The 1,238-nt window shown below is 59.4% G+C and carries 2 protein-coding genes; both read left to right on the forward strand.

Annotation, left to right across the window (positions count from 1 at the left end):
• Positions 1-346: 346 nt before the first annotated feature.
• Positions 347-679, forward strand: coding sequence for a four-helix bundle copper-binding protein (locus tag NUV79_RS25185; protein ID WP_089174951.1), 333 nt, complete (start codon positions 347-349; stop codon positions 677-679).
• A 33-nt stretch (positions 680-712) separates the two neighbouring features.
• Positions 713-1,096 (forward strand): CopM family metallochaperone, encoded by a 384-nt coding sequence (gene copM, locus NUV79_RS25190; RefSeq protein ID WP_248308054.1) that lies wholly within the window; start codon positions 713-715, stop codon positions 1,094-1,096.
• The last annotated feature ends 142 nt before the right edge of the window (positions 1,097-1,238 follow it).

The raw sequence follows: 1,238 nt of genomic DNA on the forward strand, positions 1-1,238 counted from the left end.
CATCCCAATCGCTGAGGACGAGGCAGATCTAGCGCGACGCGCTATGGAGCGATATTTCAAAGCTCGGCCGTCGGGCTGATGCGAATGGCCTTAAAGGGATAACTCGGCAACGCGCTCCTAGGCGACTCCTCCGCGCGACCGCTCGTCATTACCGCCCTCGGGCTGATACCCAGCAAAAATCGTTCGGTCGCGACTACCGCGCACGGCCACTGCACCGCACGACAAAAGCGCTGCCAAGCCAGCGGATTGTTACAGATTGTAACGGGTAGGAACCCGCGCTCGCCGCCCGCGTCTTTCCTTGGAGCAGGAAGCTCACCGCCTCCGCAACGGGCTCAAGGAGTAGACCATGCACCGCCCTACCCCAGAGATGCAGTCCTGCATCGACGAATGCCTGCGCTGTTATCAAACCTGCCTCGGCATGAGCACGAACCACTGCCTCAAGCTCGGTGGAGCGCACTCCGCCCCCGAGCACATCCAGCTAATGCTCGCTTGCGCCGAGATCTGCCGCGCCAGCGCCCAAGTCATGATCATCGGCTCCCCGCACCACAAGCATCTCTGCGCCGAATGCGCCGACATCTGCGACGACTGCGCCAACGAATGCGAGCGGATCGGAGACATGGACGACTGCGTCCAGGCCTGCCGCAGTTGCGCAGACAGCTGCCAAAAGATGGCGGCATAGCCGTTCCTGCCCTCGAACCCTTGGAGAATGCAGATGATGCGCTTCGTTCTGACCGCTGGCCTCGCGGCCTCCATGATAACCGCCGCACTCGCGCAGCCAGCTCCCAAGCCTCAGATGGGCGACAGCATGCCCATGAAAATGATGATGCCGGAGGCCTCCGATTCCGCATCAACCAAGGAATACAAGGCGAGCATGATGCGGATGATGCAGGCGATGCCGTCGAAATTTACCGGCGATGCCGACGTCGACTTCATGATGCAGATGAAAGCCCACCATCAAGGCGCAATCGATATGGCCAAGGTAGCTTTGGCGAATGGCAAAGACCCCACCGTCAAGAGGCTCGCCACTGAAATCGTCAGCGCGCAGGAAAAGGAGATCAAGACGATCGACGAATGGCTGAAAACGAAGGGAAAATAGCACCGCTTCTGGAAGTTTTTGACTCGTATCGAGACCCTCAGAGCTTCCCGAAAGGAGGCCCCCATGGAGCATGGCAATGGCCATAAGGGCCCAAACCATTACGGCCGCCTAGCGATCGAACTGACGCTGGATTTCATTGTGA

It is taken from the genome of Allobosea sp. 47.2.35 (genome assembly GCF_024655635.1).
Classification (GTDB): domain Bacteria; phylum Pseudomonadota; class Alphaproteobacteria; order Rhizobiales; family Beijerinckiaceae; genus Allobosea.

Bases quoted from the DNA above. Each gene is read 5' to 3' on its own strand.
- NUV79_RS25185 (WP_089174951.1), top strand. From the start codon at position 347: ATGCACCGCCCTACCCCAGAGATGCAGTCCTGCATCGACGAATGCCTG.
- copM (WP_248308054.1), top strand. From the start codon at position 713: ATGATGCGCTTCGTTCTGACCGCTGGCCTCGCGGCCTCCATGATAACC.